Consider the following 2,006-nt stretch of genomic DNA (forward strand, 5'->3'; position numbering starts at 1 on the left):
AATCTGCATCTCCGCAATCATCCGTTCTCTAAGACTTTTTTTTCATGACTAAATTTTTAATGAATAAATATTCAATCAAGTTACGAGCTTATTTCTTAACTACCGCCATAGGCGGTTTTTGTTCAACTTTTTAGATTGTGCACCGGTGCACTTATTTCTACTATATCAAATAAAAAGGTGCACAATACATTCCGTATGGGTGTATATTGTGCAGCTATTTACAATTCACAAGCCCAAATCTAGCAAATTATAATCACTATCGGGGTACTATTTATAAGGTTTTTAGTTGCCATAAGCGATTGAGCGGAAAGTTGAAAGCTTTGCTCTTAAATATTCAACCATAAATATATTTTCGCAGATCGCCGCCGAAGAGAATTGCACAAATGAGTGCTAAAAACGGGAATTCTTCTTCGGCATTGATAAGTGAAGGACAAATTGGCAGATTTCTGATCAGAAATGAACTCGTTTGTGCAAATTTGAGCGTTTTCTCTTCGGCAATGAGCAATTTGAATGTAATTGTGGGCAATTCTGATGTGAAATGGGCAATTTGATGGCAAATGTGATCAAATTCTCTTCGGCAGTGGTCTTTTCAGCTCAAAAATGGCTGTCAACTCAAAATAAATGGCTTACACGCATGACAAGCTGTCCATTTTCTCTTCGGCAATGCAAATATGAGTTCATTTTTGGCCTTTTCGTAAGAGAAAAGGCTGCAGACAATGCGAAAATCGATGTTTTTGAATGAAACAAGGCCTTATACAATTCAAAAACAAGCTTTGCATGTGAGTTGAAACTGAAACCGGAAGAATTTTTGATGCATACCTGGCGAAATACCACATAAATAGTCGTTAAATACATTTAAGCATTTAATTTTACTATATCATGGCAATAAAATCAGATAATAAAATAAATTGATGGAAATGCCGAAGCTGTAAGCACTTAAATCATGCAATTTGAAATTATCATAGTATTTTTCACTAAAAACATGCTTACTGTTAGATTGATTTTGTAGATTAGCTGTCCGATAGCCCAAAAATATCCAACACAAAACATTTTTAACACAGAAGCTCTGCACCGCTTTTTACCTATCCGGCTCAGACTTCGCTAAAATTATCAGAGAGAATGACTATAAACTATTATCATTATTGCGACAGCAATGAAGTCAGCACCGGCACAAGTGTTATTGTTGGTGAACTGGACAAAAAAGATTGGTCGGCCGACCAGATATTGAGCTATATTATTGCAGATTTGGGAACGACAAATAAAGATCTTACCCGGTCGATTGAGTACAGCCTTAGTGGTGCTTTGGCCGAGAACCTAAGAAAAGAGGATGAGATTGCCGACAACGATTTTGTGTGCTTAAAGCAGTTTGTAAAGGCAAATACGTATTTGCCCGATGCGAATCTGGTGCAGGATGCTGTTGATGTTTGGGGCTTATTAAAGTCGCATAATTTGAATCTTCATAAACAGAGCTGCGAGAAACAATTGGCATTAAGCAAAGCGCTGCTGGGTAATTTAGACAGTGCGCAATTTAAGGCGAAAATTGCCAATCTGATTGCTGTTAGTCCCAGAGTTGAAAAGTTTAAACAATCGACCTCTGATTTAGAAACAGCTTACTCGAAAATGATGGAGGCAAATGCTGTTAAAGAGAATATTACGGCTCCTTCGGCACTAAAAAATGAGGTGAGAAAAATTGTGAATGAAAGATTACTGCCTCATCTCGAAAATGCGGTCGAAGCAATGCCGGAAATCTACCAGGAAATTCTTGGTGTAATTACCGAGACCATCGAGGCCGTGAATGCTAAGGCGCAAATCCGCAAAAGCATTCGATCGAAAGCCGCCTCAGAAGAGATTCCTGCAGAATAAAAACAATGGGCTAATTAATCGAGTAGGTAGAGGGATTACTCCCTCGCCCTCTCACACCACCGTACGTACTCTCGTATACGGCGATTTCAAATTAATTTTGTAACAGTACATATTTATTCGACATATTAAACAAACCTAAATCC

Annotated in this window: 2 protein-coding genes; both read left to right on the forward strand. The window is 37.9% G+C overall.

Annotated features, from left to right (window positions below; translation table 11 throughout):
• The first annotated feature begins 383 nt into the window (after positions 1-383).
• Entirely contained in the window at positions 384-551 is a 168-nt protein-coding gene (locus BZG01_RS21695; RefSeq protein ID WP_180327425.1) for a hypothetical protein, read from the forward strand.
• Positions 552-1,119: 568 nt separating this feature from the next.
• On the forward strand, positions 1,120-1,863 hold the full coding sequence (locus BZG01_RS21215; protein WP_101311833.1) for a DUF6261 family protein: 744 nt from the start codon (positions 1,120-1,122) through the stop codon (positions 1,861-1,863).
• Positions 1,864-2,006: the final 143 nt, after the last annotated feature.

The organism is Labilibaculum manganireducens (assembly GCF_002843385.1).
Taxonomy (GTDB): Bacteria; Bacteroidota; Bacteroidia; order Bacteroidales; family Marinifilaceae; genus Labilibaculum; species Labilibaculum manganireducens.